General features: G+C 69.4%; 14 protein-coding genes and 2 pseudogenes. 12 read left to right on the top strand and 4 right to left on the bottom strand.

Annotated elements, in window-relative coordinates; translation table 11 throughout:
- The first annotated feature begins 96 nt into the window (after window positions 1-96).
- From HDC93_RS34595 to HDC93_RS34555, 9 genes and pseudogenes are all read left to right on the top strand, one after another.
- Complete coding sequence (locus HDC93_RS34595; protein WP_221517496.1) at window positions 97-2,781, top strand: hypothetical protein; 2,685 nt, start codon at window positions 97-99, stop codon at window positions 2,779-2,781.
- A gap of 385 nt (window positions 2,782-3,166) precedes the next feature.
- Window positions 3,167-5,950, top strand: coding sequence for a hypothetical protein (locus HDC93_RS34590; protein WP_185014771.1), 2,784 nt, complete (start codon window positions 3,167-3,169; stop codon window positions 5,948-5,950).
- A 343-nt stretch (window positions 5,951-6,293) separates the two neighbouring features.
- Window positions 6,294-6,632, top strand: a pseudogene (locus HDC93_RS34585) (TnsA-like heteromeric transposase endonuclease subunit); the annotation flags it as partial.
- Window positions 6,629-8,764, top strand: coding sequence for a Mu transposase C-terminal domain-containing protein (locus HDC93_RS34580; protein ID WP_185014770.1), 2,136 nt, complete (start codon window positions 6,629-6,631; stop codon window positions 8,762-8,764). The pseudogene HDC93_RS34585 and the gene HDC93_RS34580, both read left to right, overlap by 4 nt.
- A gap of 83 nt (window positions 8,765-8,847) precedes the next feature.
- Window positions 8,848-9,831 (top strand): TniB family NTP-binding protein, encoded by a 984-nt coding sequence (locus tag HDC93_RS34575; RefSeq protein WP_185014779.1) that lies wholly within the window; start codon window positions 8,848-8,850, stop codon window positions 9,829-9,831.
- A 7-nt stretch (window positions 9,832-9,838) separates the two neighbouring features.
- Window positions 9,839-10,495 (top strand): hypothetical protein, encoded by a 657-nt coding sequence (locus HDC93_RS34570; protein WP_185014769.1) that lies wholly within the window; start codon window positions 9,839-9,841, stop codon window positions 10,493-10,495.
- Window positions 10,496-10,962: 467 nt separating this feature from the next.
- A pseudogene (locus tag HDC93_RS39850) lies at window positions 10,963-11,172 on the top strand (hypothetical protein); the annotation flags it as partial.
- Between the two features lie 451 nt (window positions 11,173-11,623).
- On the top strand, window positions 11,624-11,845 hold the full coding sequence (locus HDC93_RS39000) for a hypothetical protein (protein WP_260419929.1): 222 nt from the start codon (window positions 11,624-11,626) through the stop codon (window positions 11,843-11,845).
- 119 nt (window positions 11,846-11,964) lie between these two features.
- Complete coding sequence (locus HDC93_RS34555; protein WP_260419928.1) at window positions 11,965-12,531, top strand: hypothetical protein; 567 nt, start codon at window positions 11,965-11,967, stop codon at window positions 12,529-12,531.
- Here the strand turns inward: HDC93_RS34555 and HDC93_RS34550 are convergent.
- The 4 genes from HDC93_RS34550 to HDC93_RS34535 all read right to left on the bottom strand — a co-directional run bounded on the left by HDC93_RS34550 (window position 12,449) and on the right by HDC93_RS34535 (window position 16,762).
- Window positions 12,449-13,279, bottom strand: a complete 831-nt coding sequence (locus tag HDC93_RS34550) for an IS5 family transposase (RefSeq protein WP_260419927.1) — start codon at window positions 13,277-13,279, stop codon at window positions 12,449-12,451. The genes HDC93_RS34555 and HDC93_RS34550 overlap by 83 nt on opposite strands.
- A 371-nt stretch (window positions 13,280-13,650) precedes the next feature.
- Entirely contained in the window at window positions 13,651-14,364 is a 714-nt protein-coding gene (locus HDC93_RS34545) for a 4'-phosphopantetheinyl transferase (protein ID WP_221517494.1), read from the bottom strand.
- Between the two features lie 104 nt (window positions 14,365-14,468).
- Window positions 14,469-15,464 (bottom strand): cyclopropane-fatty-acyl-phospholipid synthase family protein, encoded by a 996-nt coding sequence (locus HDC93_RS34540; RefSeq protein WP_185014765.1) that lies wholly within the window; start codon window positions 15,462-15,464, stop codon window positions 14,469-14,471.
- Between the two features lie 68 nt (window positions 15,465-15,532).
- The gene (locus tag HDC93_RS34535) at window positions 15,533-16,762 is read right to left on the bottom strand and encodes a class I SAM-dependent methyltransferase (protein WP_185014764.1); all 1,230 of its coding nucleotides are present in this window, start codon (window positions 16,760-16,762) and stop codon (window positions 15,533-15,535) included.
- Window positions 16,763-17,009: 247 nt separating this feature from the next.
- On the opposite strand from HDC93_RS34535, the gene rfbA reads away from it, so the two are divergent.
- From rfbA to HDC93_RS34520, 3 genes are all read left to right on the top strand, one after another.
- Window positions 17,010-17,879, top strand: a complete 870-nt coding sequence (gene rfbA, locus HDC93_RS34530) for a glucose-1-phosphate thymidylyltransferase RfbA (protein WP_185014763.1) — start codon at window positions 17,010-17,012, stop codon at window positions 17,877-17,879.
- A gap of 83 nt (window positions 17,880-17,962) precedes the next feature.
- Window positions 17,963-19,087 (top strand): class I adenylate-forming enzyme family protein, encoded by a 1,125-nt coding sequence (locus tag HDC93_RS34525; protein WP_185014762.1) that lies wholly within the window; start codon window positions 17,963-17,965, stop codon window positions 19,085-19,087.
- 1 nt (window position 19,088) lies between these two features.
- Window positions 19,089-20,624, top strand: a complete 1,536-nt coding sequence (locus HDC93_RS34520) for an aromatic amino acid ammonia-lyase (protein WP_185014761.1) — start codon at window positions 19,089-19,091, stop codon at window positions 20,622-20,624.
- Window positions 20,625-20,627 lie beyond the last annotated feature (3 nt).

Here is a 20,627-nt window from a genome sequence, read left to right as displayed (position 1 = left end):
ACGAGCAGCAGAGTGCCGAGCAGCAGGACTCACCGCATCAACAACTGTCCCTTTTCATCCGTACGCGGGTGGGGACGTTCACGTGTACGCCGACAGTTGCGGCAGCTGGCGCTCAGTGAGCAGCCCTCGCCGGAGGATGCCGCTGAGGTCGCGTCGATGTCGGATCCGCGCGCCGGCGGCTACTTCTTCCGCGCGGCGGTGAGCCGGCGCTGGCTTGGCCTGCTGCCGCTGGACCGGCTGCTGCCGGAGGCTTCTCGCTGGCCGGCCCTGCCCTATCTGCGGCGGCTGCTGGATGCCGAAGCACCACAGGTGTGCGCGTGGGTGCAGCAGCATCTCGCCGCGATCGAGGCGCGTGGTGGCGGCGCGACCGGTATGGCGGTGAGCCTGGTAGCCCAGGCGGGCATGACGGCGTGTGCGCTGCTGCAGCAGATCGCAAGGACGCACGAGGACCGCCATGTGCTGCTGCGCATCAGTTACTGGGCCCGGGACGTCCCGATGTCCGACCGTAGCGGGCAGTGGGTCCGCGTCGTCGAAGAGGTGCTGCGCACATCGTCCTTCGGCACCGACGAGTCCTGGGAGGCGGCGCAGCTGGCGCATGCCCTGGTGCAGACGGCCCACCCGGAGGGACAACTGCGCCCGGCTGGGGACCGGTTGGGGGTGATCACCCGGTCTGTGCTGGCGTCTGTGCTCGCCGCGCCTCTGGCGGAGGTCGATGCGTGGCAGATCAGCCTGGTCAACGACCTGCGGGAGATTTCCCTCGCTGATCCGCCGCGCGACGTGCTGTTCACACTGATGCGTGCCGTGCTCGACCTGGCCCGGCAGGACGCAGGGCTGGGCGTCCCGCTGTCCGAGCGGTGGCGGGTGCTGGACAACAAATTGCCGGCCGGCGCCGCGGCCGACCGGCTGCGCGCGGTCGTCCTTCTGGAGAGCTACGACGACGACCGGGCCGATGCGGCGTCGGCCGCCACCTGGTGGGAACAGGCCCTGCCGCTGGCGGGTCGGCTGGCGGCTGCTGGATCCCCGCGCGCGGATGTCGCGGACTTCCTCGCCCTGCTCGAGGACGCCTGCCCGGACGAGCACCGTGGCGGTTTGCACGAGGTGCTGGTCCAGAGTCTGGGGGAGGCACCGTCCTCTCAGGAGGTCTCCGCCTGGAGGGAGGCTTACGAGACGGCGTCCGAGCCGCTGCCGAATGCCTGGGACACCGTCTGGGCGCTGTCTTCGGTCCTGGCCCCGCAGGTACTTGAGCCGTGGCGGCCGCTGCTGGAGATGCTCACCGCTTTGACGGGGCGGGCCGCACCGGCGCGTCCCGTTCCGCGCTTTCAGGTCACGTCGTGGGTCGAGAGCCACGGCGGGCTGTCTGCGGACGTGTTCGCTGCCCGGGCGGCAGAGGATGGGCCCGCCGCCGCGGTCGGCCAGCTGGTCGCCGCGCCCGTCAAGCGCACCGACGTCGACGCCGAGGGTGCTCGCGCCGGTCTGATCAGTGACCTCGTGGCCCAGGATCCGCCACTGTGGGCCCGCGACCCGGACGGTGTGGCGGCGGCTGCGGCCAGCGCCCCGACCGTGCTGGCCGCCTACTTCAACTCCCTGCACCGGGCCGCCCGTGAAGGAAAACTCGCAGGCGGCGAGCTCGCTCCGATCGCCCTGGCCGCCTTCGCCGCCCGCCCGGCAGCCGGGCAAGACGGCCCGGGCACGGAGCAGTTGCAGCGGGTGATCTGCAACCTGCTGCACCGGGCGTGGGAGAGCGATCTGCTGCTGGACACCGCATCAGGGGAGGAAGCCAGCGCCGTCGCGTGGCTGGAGGGCCTGGTCACCGGCTGGACGCAGCCTCGCGCCGACACCCGGCAGCCGCTGCTGACGGCCATCGACCAGCCGGGCGGGGCAGGGCTGCTGTCGCTGATCGCCCGGGCGGTCAAGCAAGCTCACCGCACCGGCCAGACCCTGGCCGAGCCGGTCCGCACGCTACTGACCCGGCTGCTGGAGGACGAGCCCGACGACCAGGCCCTGGCGGTGATCGGCTTCTGCCTCGGCCAACTGACGCATGTCGACGCGGCATGGGCCGAGGAGCACGCCGACCGGCTCTACTCCCTTGACGCCCCGTGGCGACCGGCCGCGACCTGGCTGCGGCACGGGCGCCCGCACACCGGCGTCCTGGCACGCCTGGACCGCACGGCCCTGTTGCAAACGGCGGCCGGCCCGGACGGCATCCCCGCCATCGACAAGATCATCCTGGCGTTCCTCAACGGCTCCGAGGACCTGGGCCCGGCCACCGTACTGCTGACAGAACTCGCCGCGCAGGACGGCGGCCCCCAGGCCGTGTCCGAGGTGCTGTGCCGCATCGCCGGAGCCCTGATCCAATGCGAAGAAACAAGCCCGTGGCCCGAACGCGCCGCGGCGCTGTGGCGCAGTGCCCTCGATGCGCAGCTGGAGCCCGCTGCTCTCACCGGGGCGGGGCGGTTTGCCTATGCCGACCGTCTCGACGACCGCACCTGGCTGGAGTTGACCGCCCCTACCGTGGCCCTGCAGCCGGCGCTGGAGGCGCCCTACCAGGTCGCTGAACGCGCAGGCCGGCACCCCGACTCCGCTGATGCCCTGCGTATTGCCGCAGCGCTGCTCGGCACCCAGGTGGACCTGTTCCACCAGCGGGAGATTGAGGGACATGCGGCCCGGATCTTCGCCCAGAGCACGGCGGACGGCACAGCCGAACATGAACAGCTGCGGATCGCACTGATCAATGCCGGCGCGATCGAAGCGGCCTACAAGGATCCCCCGTCCGGTCCGTGACGGCCCTGGCACGGGCGGGTTGTGTATCCGGCCCTGTTCCTGTGGCCGCTCCCGGCTACGGTGCGAGGATGAAGTCACGGATCGTGCAGATCGTCCGGTGGAGCAGGCCGCAGCCGCAGCGCGCTGACCGTGTATGCAGTGCCCATGGCACGAGGTCCTGCTCGCGGGACCTCGTCGCCGATGTCTTCCTGCGCGACGCGGGCAGTCCTCGTATCCACTGGACTGTGTGCCAGCAGTGGCTCGATCATGAGCCCGACGTCGCTGCCCACGAAGCCAGCCGGGAGGGCCACGGCCCAGATCCTGACCGGATCAGCCTGCGGTAAAGCGGATGCAGCGCGGCGCGTTCTGTCTGCGCGGGTGGCGGCGGGCCCGTCACACTGTGCACATGGGTTCCGACGTCCCGTCTGCCGGCCGTGTTCCCCGCCGGCATGCCACTCCCACGGAGAGCACCTTCAAGGAGCTGTATGCCACCGCACTGACCTGTGGTTGCCCCGACTGCGGGGAGCCGCTGTACCGGGAGAACCCGGCCACCGGCCAGCGCGTCCTCAACAGCCAGGTCGCGCACATCCATGCCCGCAGCGAAGGCGGACCTCGGTGGGATCCCCAGATGAGCGAGGAAGACAACCGCAGCTTCAACAACCTCATCCCGCTGTGCGGACGGCATGCCTTCGAGATCGACGCCACGCCGGAGCACTATCCGGCGGATCGCCTGCGCACCTGGAAAAGGAAGCAGATCCAGACGCACTCCCAGGCTGTGGCTCGGACTCTGAGCGACACCGAAGCAGCCGAGGTCGCCGCCGCGTCCTTCGGCACGGACGACCTCCTGGAGCGGCTGACGGCTCTGCTGCCGTTCTCGGCACGCTCACGCTCACGCGCCGAGGCGCTGGCCCTGGCATCGAACAGCAGCCGTGCCCCCACCGTCGTCCGCCTGCGCGCTACCCCCGCCGACCGAGTAGAGGCAGCGCTGGAGTGGAGGACAGAGCAAGCCGATCCGGTGGTAGAGGTGCCTGCGGGCGCGCTGCGTGTCCTGGTAGCCCCCATGGGGGCCGGCAAGAGCGAGGAGGCGGAACGCTGGTGGAGCGAGGGACTGACCCAGGCCTGGACGGATCCGCAGGTCGAAATTCCTGTGTGGCTGGAGGCACGGGAGGTCGCAGCCACGCTGGCCGGGACCGTGCAGGAGGCACTGGGAGCCGATCCGGTGCGCGACTGCCGGATCGTCCTGGACAACCTCGACGCGGTGAGCCCGAAAAGGGCCGACCAACTCCTCACCGACGCGCGCCGACTCGTGGCAACCTGGCCCCAGGTACACATCCTGGCGACCACCCGCCCGGGCGCGGGCAACGTGGATGCGGCAGAACGCCTCGACGTGCCGGCATGGCCGGTACAGCGGGGCTGGGACCTGCTGCACACCGTGCTGAACGAGGACTACGTGCCCGGCTTGGACACGCACGAGATGCAGCAGCAGCTGACCAGTCCCCTGCAAGTCCACGCCCTCGCCAGCCGTCTGCGAGCCGGCGGCGACACGCAGGTCTCCACGCGTGAACTGCTGTCAGGACTGGCCCGCGCCATCCTCCAGCGCGAACACCCCGAAGCCTCACCGGAGGTATGGGCAAGCCTGCCCCGACTCGCCGCCAGCATCCTGGACCAGCAAAGCCCTGTGTCAGCGAGCGCTTTCGCCCGCCAGCACGTGATCTGGGAACTGGAATCGACCGGGCTCGTCGTCCACGACGACGGACTGCTGCGCTTTGCTCTCCCCTTGTTCGAGCAGCACTTCGCCGCGCAGGCCCTGCAAGACGAGGAGGCACAGCTCGAAACCGCTGCGGGAGCCGAACACTTCCCGCGCTGGCGATACGCGATCGCGTTCGCCGTGGAGACCGCGACAAGTGGCCGCGCGGAGGAGTTCCTGCGCCGCCTGGCCTACACCAACCCGGCAGCCGCATCCTGGGTCCTTGACGAGACCACATCTGATCACGACACCGGCCCGCTGCCGCCGGCTTCCACGAACGGACCGGCGGGCGGATCGGCCGGAGCCTGCGACGAAGACCCCGAGCCGGCTCTCGCGATAGGGGGCCGGCTGCGTGAGGCGACGCTCTCGTGGCTTGAAGGGCTGGGCGAGCTGGGGAAGTTGTTGGCGCCGCATGATCAGGGCGCGCTCGCGCCGTGGGGTGTACTCATGGATCAGGAGGACAGGTGGATGACCGTCGCGCAGGCCCGTGAGGGAGTCCTGGACGCCGATCTCGTCGTCCGGCCAGACATCCACCCCTGGCAGTCCTTCCCCATGGCGCAATTCCATGACCGCCAAAGCTTCCCCGTCTCCGACGCACCCCTGACTCGCTGGGTATGGTCCCGCAACCGGCTGCGTGAGCCGTTGGCACGCCGGGTGAAGAACCGCACCCTCCCGGTCGACGCCGCCTCTCCCCTGGCGGCCGAACGGGCATGGTTCCTCGCTCAGCAGATCATGGGGAAGGGGCGGCCCGGCAGACTCGGCCGGGAGATCTCCTTGGAGGACCTCCGGCCGGAGGTGGATGCGCTGATGGCGCATGTCGAGACAACGCGATGGTCGCGGTGGCAGTGGGGCAGATACACCGTGGACTCCGCCGACGTCCGCTGGCTCCACGCCCAGTTGCAGCACCTGCCTGAGGACAAGCTCACCGATCCGCGCCCGCCAGCCGACCGCCCAGGGGAAGGCCGCTACCTCTGGCAGACCTACTCCCCCGAACTGACCCGATCCATCACCCAGGACGTCGTACGCGACGCCCTCGCCGGCTACCGCGACCTGGTGCAGCACAACTTTCCCCGGTTCGGGGCCGCGCTCGGCCTGTACAGCATCTTCCCGGTCCGCGCCGACGGCCTAGTGATCATGCCGGAGCCAGGTAACACCAAGGCCTACAGCGCCAACGTTGCCTACACCCTGCGCACCAATGCCGGATCTCGTATGCAGGATGCGCCAGCAGTGGAGTTCGACCTCGCCGAGGAGCCGAACATCCCCAGCTCCCTGTGGAGCAGTCTGCAAGAGGACCACGCCTCGGTGTTCCATCGCCCAGCAGTGCATCACGAGGAGTTGTCGACGGGGCTGGAACGTCAGGCCACCAACCTCGCCTACAGCTGGCTAGCCCGGGACCTGAAGGCGGTTGGCTGGCTGGAACACGCAGTGACCTTCCCGGAGTGACCGCACAGGCGGCCTGCCCAGCCGACGAAGACATCGAAGCCCGTCGCGAACCGGCCTGGCCGTGCGACCTCCTCGGCATACTTCTGGGCCGCCGACCACCACACCATCCGCGCGCACAAGTGACAGGCCCGCGGGGACAGATGGCCTCTCCCGACCAGACGCCTCTGACCAGCGCAAACTCGCCACCCGCTATAGCAGTCTGCACAAGAATGACATGGCCGTTCGTCACTCATGTCAGCACCAGATGAGCACCATCCGTCAGCGCCAACCGCCAGGTCACCGGGCCCATACCACTGACGCTCAAATGACGATTCTCAACTGACACTCCCCTACAGACTTGCAGTGCGTGCAGGCTGGCTGGAGCTACCGGCGCCTTGAGCCGCTGGAGAAGATCCTGGCTGCGAATCTGAAATGGCTGGCCGGCTACCGCCACCCCCGCAACGCCGGGCGTCCCCGTCTCGCGGCCGCCGTTCGTGAGGCGTTCGCACAGCCGCGGCCGCTGATCGAGGGTGCCGAAGCGGTGGGCGACCCGATCGAAGTCCTGCCCGCCGTCTTCCACGCCCTGTGGCACGGACACCTCACCACGTCCCTGGACATACCGCTGAACGAGCGGGTCCTCGTCAGCACCGGCGCCGGTGGTGCGAACGGCCGCGGCGGCCCGGGCAGCTGGGACGGGCGGTGAGCGGGCGGCGTGGCGGGCGGCCGGTGCTGGAGGTCGGAGCGCACGTCCGTTTCCGTGAGAGCACCTGGCAGGTCATCGCTGTGGCGGGGCAGCAGGTCCACCTCGCCGGTGAGACAGGTGAAGACGAGACGGTCGTGGCCGGGCATCTGTTCGCCGACCCGTCCTTCGCCATCGTGGGCGCCGAGATGCCCCAGGCCGTGACGCAGTGGGGGCTGTTCGAAACTGCGCCCGAGGACGCGCGGCGCAAGGCGCTGGCCTGGCAGCGGCACATCCGCGAGGTGGAGTCCGGCCTGCCCGGCGGGACGGACAGCGGCGGGGTGCCCCGGGCCGGGTACGACCCCGACCGGTTCACGCTCGCGCAGCGCGAGGAGGCCAAGGCGGCAGAGCTGACCGCGATCGGCTTCGGACCGGTCTCCCGGACCACGGTGCAGCGCATGCGCCTGGCTTACCGCAAACAGGGCTTGTGGGGGCTGGTCGACCACCGCACCACCCGCCGGCCCGTGCCTACCGGGCGCACCGACGAACGCGTCATCACCGCCATCGAGGAGGCGCTGCGGCGCCAGCGAGGCCGCTCCAAGGGCACCGTCAAGGGCCTGATGCCCCTGGTCACCCAGATCCTCTCCGACCGGCATGGGCGCGGCACGGTGACCATGCCCTCCCAGGCCACCTTCTACCGGCTCGTCCACCAGCTCGCCGGTCCCGCCGAACACCCCCACCGCCCCGCCCGGACGCTCCCCTCCCCGGCCGGCAGGCGGGCGTTCACGCCGACCGTGGCGCTGCGGCCGGGCGAGCAGGTGCAGGTCGACACCACGCGGCTGGACGTTCTGGCCGTCTTCGACGACGGCACCACCGGCCGTCCCGAACTCACCATCGCCGTCGACGTGGCCACCCGCGCCATCCTCGCCGCCGTCCTGCGCCCCGCCGGCACCAAGGCCGTCGACGCCGCCCTGCTCCTCGCCGAGATGGCCGTCCCCCACCCCGCCCGCCCCACCTGGCCCGACGCACTGCGCCTCGCCCACACTCAACTCCCCCAGCTAAAGCGGCTGATGGGTCTGGACGAACGCCTTCAGGGCGCAGCCGCCCGGCCGGTCGTGGTGCCCGAGACGATCGTCGTCGACCGGGGCAAGATCTACCTGTCCACGGCTTTCAGCGCCGCCTGCGAGAGTCTCGGCATCAGCGTCCAGCCCACCCCGCCCCACGCCCCCGCCGCCAAAGGCATCGTCGAGCGCACCTTCGGCACCATCAACGCCCTGCTGTGCCAGCACCTGCCCGGCTACACCGGCTCCGACGTCACCCGCCGCGGACCCGACGCCGAAACCGAGGCCTGCTTCAGCGTCGCCCAGCTGCAGGACCTGCTCGACGAATGGCTGATCCACTACCACCACCGCCCCCACGAAGGCCTGCGCCACCCCACCCTGCCCAAGAAGGCCCTCACCCCGAACCAGATGTGGGCCGCCCTCATCGCCGTCGCCGGCCACGTGCCCCTCCCCCTCAGTGGCAGCGACTACCTCGAACTGCTACCGGTGCGCTGGCAAGCCATCACCGAACGCGGCATCCGCATCGACCACCGCACCTACGACGCGGACGTCCTCGCCCCCTACCGCGGCCAGCCCTCCCCCGTCACCGCGCGCGGCGGCAAATGGGAGATCCACACCAACCCCCACGACGCCCGCCAGGTCTGGATCCGCCTGCCCGACGGACACCTGACAGAGATCCCGTGGATCCACCGCGACCACATCCACGCGCCGTTCAACAACGCCACCTGGCAGCACATCAAAACCATCACCACCCGCCACGGCGACCGCGACACCCACGAAACCGACCTCGCCGACGCCCTCGACCAGCTCATGCGCCGCGCCCACACCAGCACCGCCACCACAGGCGAGCAACGCCTGATCACCCGCACCGCACCGCTGAAAACACCCCCGCCCACGGCCGGCACCCGCACGCCCCACACCCCGGGCCCTCAGGCCGACGGATGGGACGACGACAGTCTCGACGACCTCGACGACCTGCCTGACGACCCAGAGCAGGCTGACGGCGAGGAGGAAACCGTCGACAACGGCGACGCGCCCGTCCCGTACACCGGACTCGGCCTCTACGACCCCGCCCAGGAAGCCCTCAACTGGTGACCAGCCCCGCACGCAACCACCACGCCACCACCGACACCAGGGCACCGCTGCCCGGCACGCACGCGGCAGAGCCGGAGTGGCCGATCACCACCTGGCAGGGCTGGCAGCACTTCGCCACCACTCCACCCCTCACCCCGCCCCAGCCCGGCGATACGCCCCGCGGCACGGAAGAACGCCTCGCCTACCACTCCGCGTTCGTCACCGTCCGCACCCCCGCCATCGACACCCTCGCCACCCAGGTCCGCACCCTCATGCTCCTCGGCCGCCACCAGCAGACCACCGCCCGGCCCTCACTGATCGTCACCGGCCCCGCCGCAGCCGGGAAAACCACCGCGCTCCTCGAAGTCGGGCGCACCTGCCACCTCGCCCACACCCGCAAACACCCCGCCCCGCCCGGACGCGCCCACGAGCAGGTGCCGGTCGCGTACCTGCTGGTGCCGCCCGGCGCCACCGCCAAGACCCTCACCATCGAATTCGCCCGCTACCTCGGCATCCCCGTCACCAACCGCATGACCCAGGCCCAGATCACCAGCGCCGTCTGCCACACCTACACCCAAGCCGGCGTCCGCCTGGTCCTCATCGACGAGATCCACCGCCTCAACCCGCGCACCACCACCGGCGCCGAAGCCGCCGACCTGCTGAAAGACCTCACCGAACGCATCAAAGCGACCTTCGTCTACAGCGGCATCGACGTCGCCGCCACACCCCTGTTCAGCGGCATACGCGGCGCCCAACTCGCCGGCCGCGCCAGCCTCATCACCTGCGGCCCTCTCCCCGCCCGCCACGGCATCCGCCGGCCCTTCACCGACCTCATCACCGACATGGAAACCGCCCTCGACCTCACCCAGCACACCCCCGGCACACTCCCCCGCCACGCCACCTACCTCCACCAGCGCACCGCCGGCCGCATCGGAAGCCTCGCCCGCCTCATCCGCCAAGCAGCCATCACCGCCATCTGCGACGGCACCGAACGCATCACCAAAAAATCTCTCGAAGCCATCCGGCTCGACCACCTCGCCGAAGAAGCAAGCCGCCCCCGAACCCGCCAACCCGCCAGAACGGCATGATGCGGACATGAAGACGACCACCGAGACACCGGGCGGCAACGAGTTCGCTGCCCTCTGCCGGCATGCCTGGGACACCCTGATCCCCGCCCGCGCCGGCTACCTCGCCGACGTCTCACCTCACTACGACGAGGTCTTCCACGATGTCGCGCAGCGAACCGAGAACACCGGCAGCCTCGGCAAGACGGACATCGCAGCCCTCGTCGTCTGGAAACGGCTCTCCGCACAAACCCGCTGGGTGACCGCCCTCATGTCCCTGCCCGACACCCACGTACGAGCCGTCACCGAACGGGCCGTCACCGCCGTCCGCGACACCACCCTCACCCGCAGCGAAGCCGCCCGCACCGGACGCGGCATCATCTGGGAACTGCCCGGCTTCCGCACCGGCGACGCCCTCGCCTCAGCCATCCTGACCGCGGCAGCACCAAAGCGGATGGCCGTCTACGACGAACGCGTCCAACACGCCCTCGACACCCTCGGCCTCCCCCTCACCCCCACACCGGGACGCTACGGCCGCTACCTCCAGCTCCTCGACGACCTCCTCCACCACGGCGCAGCACACGCCGACGGCTGGACCGCACGCGACATCGACACCGCCCTGTACTGGATGGGCGCCAACCCCCACACGCCAGCAACCCCCGACCCGGACCACACGGCAAGCCGCTGACCAGCACAAACCTGCACCGTTCCTTTAGGTACCGGAGACCATCAGCAACACCACACCACCGTTATCAACGAACCCCTAACAACTGCAGACCAGAAGCCTGGCCAGCACCGCCGAAGCACCCCAGGAAACGCCTGCCCCCTTCTCAGAAAACCTCCAACACCCCAGCTCACACCCCACCCACCACACCAACTACGAACCCCGGAATCACAGCAGCACCTGAAGGCCGGCGGCAGGCTGCCGATGGAGCCGGGTGAGCTCGTACGGCAAGGCGAAGACCTCGGACGATGGGTCAAGGCGCAGCGGCTCGGCTTCGACAAGCTGAGCACCGTGCAGCAGTGGATGTGTGAGCAGGTCCTCGGGATCGAGCCGCCACAAACGACGAGAAACCCAAACCGCGGACCAGCCAGGCCGACAAATGGGCGCTCCATCTCGCCGCCGCCCGGCAGTTCTATGAGCGGGAGAGACACCTCCCGATGCCCCGCAAGCACGTCGAGAGGATCCTCGTCAGCGGCAACGGCGAGGACAGGGAGGAGCGGGAGATCAAGCTGGGGGCCTGGATCGGGAACCAGCGCAGCAGGGCCGGCCCTCTCCCCCGAGCGCGTGGAACAGCTTTCTGCCATCGGCATGCGATGGGCATGACCCGCTCTATCACCGGCGCTCTCCTGGGGCTCTCGTAGCCGACGCCATGGGTGCTGTCACGGGAATGACGGAACCTGCGGTCGGGGGCGGACAGTGTGGGAGGATTGAAGTCACGGACTGGGATGCCGGCCTGTCGACTGGCCGCACGGGGAGGCGGACGTGGGGCATATCGAGCAGGGGCTGGAGCAGGCGTTGCGTACCCGGCCCGTTCCCTTGAGCACCGAGGCCCGCCTGCGGTTTTTGCTGGCAACGCATCGGTATTCCACCCGGATTTGCCCTCGCCGGCCGCACGATCACCCTCCGTCTCGACGGACACCTCATGCACGCCATCGCCGACAACGCCCTGACGGGAACGTGGCCCTGCCCCGTTCCGGCCGACCGTCTGGGACAGATCCACGGGGCCGGACGGCGACGTCTCCGCTGCCGCCTCTGCCCCTGCCTGCTGGTGCCATCCGGGCCCAGCGCAAGGTGCATGCAAGCGGACGCTTCATGATCAACGGCCAGTTCATCAAGCTCGGCCCGCGGCATGCCGGAAAGATCGTCACCGTGGTCATCGAAGACACCCACTACCGGATCCTGCACGGAGAGGACGAACTCGCTGTCCGCCCCCGCAAGAACCTCGGACCGATCAGCAGGCTCTACGTCAAAGGCATGGGCACCCAGAAGGACCGTCAAGGATCTCCTGACGACAAACCGTCAAGGAAGTCCTGAGTGCGTTGTGGCAAAGGGAGTCCCTGTTCGATGAACAGGGACTTCTTCGTGTGCGGGGCATGATCGCGGAGGTGTAGGGGCAGGCAGCGGACGGCTTGTCGTGGATCGAGGAGGGTGCGATGCCGTCAGTGCTGGGGTTGATGGAACAGCGTGAGGCGCGGGCGAGGCAGGATCTGGAGTCCTGGACGGAGGTCCTGGAGCAGGCTCAGGCCGAGGTGGATGCCGCGCGGGAACGAGTCGAGCGGGCCCGGGTGGGGCGTGAGGAGCTCATGTCGGTACTGGCCGAGGAGAACGCGGCGAGTCTGCCGGTGTCCGGGCCGTCCGGCGGTGGGATGGCTGCCGCCGCGGGATCGAGCGGCCCCGGCGCGGGGCATGGCGAGCGGCCTCCGGTGTGGCGGTCGGGCATGGGCGAGGAGGTGCTCGGCGGCCTGTATCGGGAGGTGTTCGCCGCTGCGGTGAGCGCTGCGGGGCCGGTGAACGGGGTGGAGCTGACGCGGGGGGTGGGCCGGGAAGCGGAGATCAAGAACGAGGTGGAGAAGATCCGGCACCGTGCCTACGTGCTGGAGAAGCGGGGCTGGCTGGTGCGGGCGAAGGACGGACGGTTCATGCCCGCTCCCGGAACAGTCGGCCGGGACGGTTCTCCGGCCAGCGCGGAGCGTCCCCGGCCAGGCGCCGGAACAGCCTGATCACGGCGGCCCACCACACCATCTGGACGTGGTGGTCGAGGCGACGCTCGTGGTCGCGGTTGAGGCGGCGTGAGCGGGAAAGCCAGCTCAGCGTGCGCTCCACCACCCACCTGCGGGCCAGTACGACAAATCCGCGGCGCCCGTCGGACCGGCGCACGACCTCGATCCGGACTCCGTGCCGGGCGAACGCCTCGGCCAGTGCGGGTCCCTGGTAGGCGCTGTCGACCCACACCAGCTTCAGCAGCCGGCCCGGCTGGTCCATGAACGTCTCCAGTAGCGCGGGGGCGGCCTTGGAGTCGTGCACATCGGCCGTGGTCACGGTCACCTCTAGGAGCAGGCCCTCGGTGTCGGTCAGGATGTGGCGCTTGCGCCCGTCGCGTGACTTGCCGCCGTCGTATCCGCGGCTGTCCTCGGCCACGGTCTCGGAGGCGTCCACCGACTGGCTGTCGATGACTCCCGCGCTGGGCTCGGTGTTGCGGCCTGAGCGTTCTCTCGCCGTGCGGCGCAGGCGTTCGTGCAGTTCACGCACGTAGTCGCAGGCTCGCCAGCGGCGGAAGAAGTCGTAGACAGCCCGCCAGTACGGGAAGTCGACCGGCATGGCCATCCACTTCACGCCGTTGTCGACCAGGTAGCGCACAGCGTCGAGCATTTCGCGGTGGCAGTACGCCTCCGGACGCCCGCCTCGCTTCAGGAGCCAGGCCGGCACCGGCATCGCGGAGCGGACCTCGGCCCACTCCGCATCCGTCATGTCACTCGGATAGCAGCCTGCCCGCTGTCCCGGAGCGATCGAACCGAACCGGTGCACGTAGCAGTCACACCCAGGGGTGACCGCAGTGGACGCAGCCACAGTGGTACTGCTCAACTGATCAGGCAACGGGCTTCCTTGGTCGTGCTGGTGTCGTAACCGCGTCACTACCAAGGGGCCCGTTCTCTCATGCCCGCAACCGCATCCGAAACTCAGTCCAGACGATCACCAGATCACCCGCTGCACTCGAACGAGATCCGGTTTGCCACAACGCACTGAGACCTCACATGCTCGGGGTGCTCGTTGAACGTGGTCATGATGCGCTGGTAGACGGTGGCGGTGGCGGTCTCCGCGGAGTGGTCAGGACGGTGACCTCACGGACCTCGCCCGATGTGCTCGGTCGGGACCCGAGGGGCGTGGTCTGCCGGAGGCCGTTCGAGAACGATCGCCGTGAGCACGAGTCCGTGCCGGACCAGCCAACGGCCCGGAAAGGCGGTGAGACGGCTGCCGTCCACCACGGGGCCCGGAGGAAGCAGCCGGGCAGTGAAACGGCCGTCCGGGAGGAAGGACACGGTGGCCTCGTCGAAGCCGAGCCACGAACGCGTCAGGGGGAACCACGCCTTGTACACCGCCTCCTTCGCGCTGAACAACAGCCGCTCCGCGTGGATGTGTGGATATACGGCGGTCAGACGCGCGAGAGCAGCCCGCTCCTCGAGCAGGGACACCGCTTGCGCCAACCGCTCGGGCACCGGCCTGTGCGGCTCCGCGTCGATGCCGATGCTCAGCAGGGCCGAGGCCGGGCCGAGCGCCGCGCCGCGGTAGCCCGCGCAGTGCGTCATGCTGCCGACCAAGCCCTCCGGCCAGCAGGGCGCCCTACTTGCCCCGGGCGTCACCGGAGCGGGCGGCCGCCCGAGGTCTGCCATGGCGAGCCGGGCGCAGTGCCGCACCGTGCGAAAGGATCTGCGGCGCTCCACGCCCGCGGCCGCGACTGCCGCCTCCTCCTCCGGGAACGGCGCGACCGGATCCGCGTCGTCGAACCGTTCCGCCCAGGCCACAGTGGGGGGCAGGATGTCACCCAACAACCCCATGCCCTCCGTCACTCGGCACTCGGCGGCTTCCGGGGTCGTCGGAGCGTGCCGTGCATGCCCCGCACCGGCCCGCCCCGGTCCCAGGGCATGCACCGGTCGACACGTCAGGCCAGCTCGAAGATCACGGAGTCCGCCGGCACCTGGACCGGCCGGACCCCGACACACTTCCAGCCGCTCTCCTCGAACACGTCCTCCCACTCGCCGAGCGTCGGAAGGTAGACGCCCATCAGGTCGTGCGCGGTCTCGAAGGCCAGCGTGAAGACCGGCTTGTCACGGTCCGCCATGCCCTCGGTCCGTGCCGTGTCGCCCAGCAGGAAGCGCCGGACGCCGGGGAACACCTCGCGCAACCGGCGCAGGGAGGCGACGCAGTTCTCCCGGGGCCAGAAGTCGTGGCCCATCATGAAGCAGGTCAGGACCTCGACCGACTCCAGGCGGGCGTCGGGCCGCAGCTCCATCACGTCGCCCTCGATGAACTCCAGACGGTCGCCGAGACCGGCCGTGCCGGCTTCCGCGACGGCGTCCCGCAGGGCGTCCGCGGCGATGTCGATGCCTGTACCGCGCACCTTCGGATACCGGCGGGCGATCTGCGCGAGCCGGCCGCCACTGCCGCAGCCCAGGTCGGCGACGGAGGTGAAGTCGAAGTCCAGCTCCTCCATCGCCTGCCAGAAGACCGGATCGAAGGACTGCGCGTTGATGTCCCGGCAGGCGTAGCCGATGGCTGCGCCGTTACGCCGGTAGAACGTGCCCACCCGGTTGGCGTTGCGGCTGACGCCCGCCATGTCGGAGAAGAGTTCGCCGCAGCCGACCGTCAGCCAGTGGAAGAAGGCCTTGCCGCGGTACACCTCCGTGAACTCCGGTCCGGTGCCCACCTTCTCGCCGTGCCGCTCCACGACCCCGACCGAGGCGAGGGCGGTCATCGTGGCGTCCACGCTGGGCAGGTGGAGATCATGCCGGGTGCAGAACTCCGGCAGGCTGAGGGAGCCGTGCTCCTCCAACTCGTCCAGGGCACCCGTCTCCCAGGCCGCCGCTATGGCGAATCCGGCCACGGTCGAGTTGAAGATCTGCGCGGCACCACGGGCGCCGGAGGACATGGAATCCATCTGCTTCTCCACTTCGCAATGCCTGGGTTGACGTTCTGCGGCGCGCCGCGTGCCGCCGCCGTGCGAGGTCACAGGACCCGTACATCCGGAACGTAGAGAATCCACTTTCCGCCCGCTTCGCGGAACTCCTGCTCTTTTTCCATAATTTCGTCCGCATGGTTCCAGGCGAACAGCAGCGCGTAGTCGGGGTAGGGGTCGGAGAACGCCTCGTGCGGACGCACCGGAATGTGGGTGCCGGGAGTGAGCCGTCCCTGCTTGCTGGGCGTGATGTCGCTGACGAACTCGACCAGCTCCGGGCCGATGCCGCAGAAGTTGGTGATCATCGAGCTCTTGGCGGTGGCCCCGTAGGCGACGACCCGCTTGCCGTCGTCCTTCAGATCGCGCAGCAGCGTGGTCAGCTCCTGGCCCACCTTCACCACGTTCTGGCCGAAGCGCTGGAGGGTGGCCATGTCGGAGAGCTTCTTCTTCTGCTCCTCGGCGAGGAGTTCGGCCACCGCGGGGCTCGGCCGGCGCGCACCCTGGTGCGCCAGGGTGTAGCGGACCTCTCCGCCGTGCACGGGCAACCGCTCCACGTCGACAAGTTCGAGTCCGTGCCGGGCGGCCATGTACTGGACCGACTGCACGGTGAAGAAGAAGAAGTGCTCGTCGTAGATCTGGTCGAACGACGTGCGCTCCGTGATGTCCAGGAGGTACGGGTCCTCGAAGACGAAGATCCCGCCGGGCGCGAGCAGCCTGGTCACACCGGAGAGCACCGATCCGATGTACGGGATGTGGCAGAGGGTGTTGGCGGCGTAGATGACGTCCGCGTGGCCCTCGGCCTCCAAGATCTCCGTGGCGGTCGACTCCTCGAAGAACGACTTGCGGACCCGGATCCCCTTGGCCGCGGCGAGGTCGGCCACCCCGCCGGAGGGTTCGACCCCCAGGTGGCGTATCCCGGCGTCCGCGAGGGTCCGCAGCATGATGCCGTCGTTGCAGCCGATCTCGACCACGAACGGGTTGTCGCCGGTCAACTCCCTGTCCAGCAGCCGCTTGGCGAGGTTCTCGAAGTGGGTGCGCATGTAGAGGGACCCGGAGGAGTGGTACGGGTAGTCCTCGTGGAACATGTGCTCCCGCGGGACCTCTTCGGTCAGCTGCACCATGGAGCACTCCCCGCACACACCGGTGGCCAGCCGGAAGTAGAACTCCTTCTCCACGGCGGTGCCCGGGGCGAGGAAACAGTCGGAGAGCGGCTGCCGTCCGAAATCGAAGAACTCGGTGACCGTGCCGTTGCACACACGGCAGCGGGAAGTGCGCGACATGAAAACTCCTGACGTGCCGAACGGTTGAGGAATGCGGACGATGCCGCGGAAATCTAGCCCCGGAAACGTGGTCGAACAATCCGCTCGTCCATGGTTGTGAGCCGGACCGGACCGTACCGCACCTCCGCATGGTCGGTCCGGATTCCCCGGGGCAGCAACAGGATTGTCCCGCCAGCGAGACGGCGAAACCACGAAGTCCTGCTAACGTCTCGCTGCGCCACACTCTCATCGACGAACAGGCGGGGCAATGAAGGGAATAGTCCTCGCGGGTGGTAGCGGAACGCGATTGCAACCGCTGACGTGGGGAACGTCGAAACAACTGCTGCCCGTTTATGACAAACCACTGGTGTACTACCCGATCTCGGTCCTCATGCTGGCCGGCATTCGCGACATCCTGGTGATCTCGACGCCGACGAGCCTGCCGGCCCTGAGAAACCTGCTGGGCGACGGCTCCCGGCTGGGCCTCGACTTCAGCTACCGGGTGCAGCCGGAGCCCCGCGGTATCGCGGACGCCTTCCTGGTCGGCGCCGACTTCATCGACGATGAACCGACGGCTCTGATCCTGGGCGACAACGTCTTCCACGGTGCCGGATTCCCGCGCCTGCTGCGTGAATCCATCGCCGCACTGGACGGCTGCACACTCTTCGGCTACCCGGTCTCGGACCCGGAGCGCTACGGAATCGGCGAGACGGACGAACAGGGAAACCTCGTGTCCATCGAGGAGAAGCCGCTGCGGCCCCGCGGAAACAACGCGATCACCGGGCTGTACTTCTATGACTCCGATGTCGTGGAAATCGCCCGTACGTTGACGCCTTCGGAACGCGGCGAGCTGGAGATCACCGACGTCAACAAGGTGTATCTGAAGCAGGGGCGTGCCCATCTCACGCGACTGGGACGGGGATATACCTGGATCGACGCGGGTACGCACGATTCTCTGCTCGCGGCCAGCCAGTACGTGCAGGTGATCGAACAGCGGCAGGGTGTGAGGGTGGCCTGCCTGGAGGAAATCGCGGTCCGCATGGGCTACATCTCCAGGGACAGCTGCGCGGAGCTCGGTGAGCGCATGCAGGGCTCCGGCTACGGCCGCTATCTCCTGGAAATCGCCCAGTCGCTTTAGTTTCCGGTCCCGCCAGCGGGACAGAGCGACCCGCCACGGCCGTACCGCGGGCGCTGCCGTGGCGGTCCGCGCAAGGAGTTCCCATGACCTATTCGGAAATGACCCCCGAGAAGCTGTTGTCCCTCGGCTTCACCTCGCCCGACGTCGCGGACGGCGCCTGGGTGGTGCGCTGGGACCGGGCCGACGGTCAGCCGGAAGAGCTGATACGCGGCCACCTCCCGCCGACGATCGACTTCCACACCTCGGGCAGTACCGGCCCGAGCCAGTGCTGGCGACGGCTGCGGGAGAACGTCTGGCTGGAGGCGGGCCTGCTGGCGGACCTGGTCGCCGACGAGGAACCGGAGGCCGTCGTCTCGTTCGTGCCGCCCGTCCACCTCTATGGCGCGCTCGCCAGCGTGGTGGTGCCGGCCCGGATGGGGCTGCCGGTCTGGTACCGGTCCTCGTTCGCGGGCCGGATGCCCGATACGGGCTGCGGACGGGTCGTCGTGGCGGCGACTCCCTGGATCTTCAGCCTGCTGCTCCAGCACATGGACTGGGTCGAAAAGCTCGACCACCTCACGGTGTTGTACGGCGGTGCGCTGCTGCCGGACGACGCCCACCGGTTCCTCGCCGCGGCGGGCCCCGAGCGCGCACTCCTCGTCGAGGTACTGGGCTCCACCGAGGCGGGCGGTACGGCCACCCGCCGGTGGCGCGGCGGTGAACCGCCGCACTGGACCCTGTTCCCCGACGTCTCCTTCGCCGACTCCGTGCCGATTGACCCGGCGGGCGAAGAGGAGGTGCCGCTGGCCGTGCGCAGCCCGCGGCTGGCGTTCCGGCCCGGGGGATCGCCGCCCGCGGTCTTCGAGGGTGACGACCAGGTGACGCGGACCGGTGAGCGCACCTTCCGGTTCGCCGGGCGCCGCGGCCGGCTGGTCAAGGTCAACGGACGCCGCGTCAACCTGGACGAGATGGAGAACGCGCTGCGCGCTCTGATCGACTGCCGGGATCTTGCGATCCGGCCGGTGACCGACTCCATGATCGGCGAGCACTTCGAGCTGCTGCTCGTCCTGCATCCCGGCGTGACGCTGGCCGACACCGATCTGACGGCTGGTTACCAGCGCCTCGGCATCCGGCCCAAGCGGGTCCGCGTACTGAACAAGATCGAGCGCTCTGCCCTGGGCAAGGTCCGCCACGCCCAGAACACGAGCATGACCGACGTGAAGGATTGACATGACTGTTGCCCTTGAGACCGCGAACAGCGACACGAGCAGCGGCCGGCGGCTCGCCGAGATCGTCTCGAGTGCCGCCTGGGACGCCCGGCTCGAACCGTGCACGCCCGCGGAGGTCGCCCGCCTGGAGCAGAGCGCGGCCACGATCGCGGAGCACCTCGCCGGTGGCCAGCCCATCTACGGGCTCACCCAGGGTTTCGGGCCGCTGGTGCTCTTTCCCGCCACCTCCGAGATGGAGCAGGGCAGTTCGCTCATCTCGCATCTGGGGACGAGCCAGGGCCGGCTGCTGTCGCCCGAGACCAGCCGGCTGGTGCTGCGTCTTCGTCTGAACAGCATGCGCAGCGGCTTCTCCGCGGTCTCCCCCGAGTTCTGGCAGGTCCTCGCCGACCTGTGGAACCGCGGCTTCACCCCGGCGATCCCGCGTGACGGCACGGTCAGCGCGAGCGGTGACCTCCAGCCGCTGGCCTGCGCGGCCCTCGCCTTCACCGGGCTCGGCGAGGCCTGGGTGCGCGGCGACGACGGCCAGTGGCGGACGCGCCCGGCGACGGAGGCGCTGGCCGATCTGGGCGTGAAGCCCCTCGAGTGGCCTGTCCGGGAGGCCCTGGCGTTCGTCAACGGCACCGGCGTGGGCCTGGCCGTCTCGGTCCTCAACCAGCATTCGGCCACGCGACTGGTGAGGGCGCTGTCGGTGCTCACCGGCCGGCTCGCGACCCTGCTGGGAGCCAACCCCGAGCACTTCCACGCCGGGGTGGGCCAGGCCCGGGGACAGATCGGGCAGCAGGTCGTGGCGGGCTGGATACGTGACGCGCTGCCCGAGGGACTGGAGCGGTCCGAGCAGCGTCCGCTGCAGGAGCCGTACAGCCTGCGCTGCGCGCCTCAGGTGCTCGGTGCCGCACTCGACCAGATCTCCTTCGCCGGCGAGGTGCTGCTCCGTGAAGCCGAAGGCTGCACCGACAACCCGATCACGTTCGAGGGGGAGCTGCTGCACGGCGGCAACTTCCACGCGATGCCGGTCGGGCTGGCCTCGGAGCAGATCGGCCTGGCCCTGCACACCGCGGTCTATCTGGCCGAGCGTCAGCTCGGTCTGCTGCTCAACCCGGCGACCAACGGCGACCTGCCGATCATGCTGACCCCGCGCGCCGGCCGGGGCTGCGGTCTGGCGGGTGTCCAGATCAGCGCGACCTCGTTCGTCTCGCGGATCCGGCAGCTGGTCTACCCGGCCTCCCTCACGACGCTGCCGACCAACGGCTGGAACCAGGACCACGTCCCGATGGCGCTCAACGGTGCCAACGGGGTAAGTGACGCGCTGGAGCTCGGCTGGCTCACCGTCGGTTCGCTGGCCCTGGGCGTCACCCAGCTCGCGGCGATGGTTCAGCCCGATGCGCGGCTCAGCGGCGTGTGGGCCCGGCTCGCGGAGCTGTCCCCGCCGCTGGACGCCGACCGGCCCATGGCGCAGGAGGTCCGGGAAGCCGCGCAGCTTCTCTCGGAGCACGCCGCAGAACTGCTCGAGGCTCCCGGCGCCGGCCGGGAAGGATGAGGG

Origin of the sequence: Streptomyces sp. AK010 (assembly GCF_014207295.1) — a bacterium.
Classification (GTDB): domain Bacteria; phylum Actinomycetota; class Actinomycetes; order Streptomycetales; family Streptomycetaceae; genus Streptomyces; species Streptomyces massasporeus.
Note: the sequence above shows the minus strand (reverse complement) of the source record. Positions and strands in the feature narration are given on the sequence as shown.